The organism is Pseudonocardia halophobica (assembly GCF_027922425.1).
GTDB classification, from domain to species: Bacteria; Actinomycetota; Actinomycetes; order Mycobacteriales; family Pseudonocardiaceae; genus Pseudonocardia; species Pseudonocardia halophobica.
In genome coordinates, this window is record NZ_BSFQ01000212.1 from 1 (window position 1) to 681 (window position 681).

Sequence of the window (681 nt, forward strand, 5' to 3'; positions counted from 1 at the left end):
CGAACCTGAAGTAGGCCTGGAGCTCCTCCTGGCCCGGGAAGATCTCGGACCAGTTCCATTCTCGCCAGATCCGCTCATCCGAGAACTGGTAGAGAGTGGCCTCCGTGTCGACCCGAGCGCCGGGGTACTGGTTCCAGTGCCAGACCCCGCCGGCGTCGGAGCCGGCCTCGTACAGCTTGACGGCGAAGCCCAGGGACCGGAGTCGCTCGAGCTGGTAGATCCCCGAGAATCCGCCTCCGACAACAAGGACGTCGAGCTCCTCGACGACAGACGTGCCCATTCGGGTTCCTTCCTTTGCGTACTGGAGTCACGAGCGTCCGGCGCTCGTCGCAGGGGGGACGAAGGTCGGTCAGAGAGCTTGCGCCGTGACCCTGGTCACCAGAGGCCATTGAAGCCGCCCCGAAGACTCTTGTCAACGGTCGCTAACTCGCTCAGTCGAAGCTGGAGAGGTAAGTCGCCCACACGAGCGGGTTTATGCAGCTCCTATCGCCACAGGAGGCCGCAGAAGGTAACCGACACTCATGTGGGATCTCTGTGGGGGCGTGTCGCCCGCCGACGTGCGCATGGGCACGAGGCAGCTGTTGCGGGATCCGGAAGTGGGCGCTCGTGAGTGGAAGGCCGAAGCGGAGGCGGGCGCTCAGCCTTCGCTCGGCGAGACGCCGAGGATGGCGCCTGTCAGCC

At 65.2% G+C, this 681-nt stretch carries 1 protein-coding gene; it reads right to left on the reverse strand.

Translation table 11 applies throughout. From position 1 onward, the window contains the following. On the reverse strand, positions 1 to 280 hold a 280-nt coding region (locus tag PKE99_RS38210; protein ID WP_271215120.1), incomplete at its 3' end, for an NAD(P)-binding protein. Positions 281 to 681: the final 401 nt, after the last annotated feature.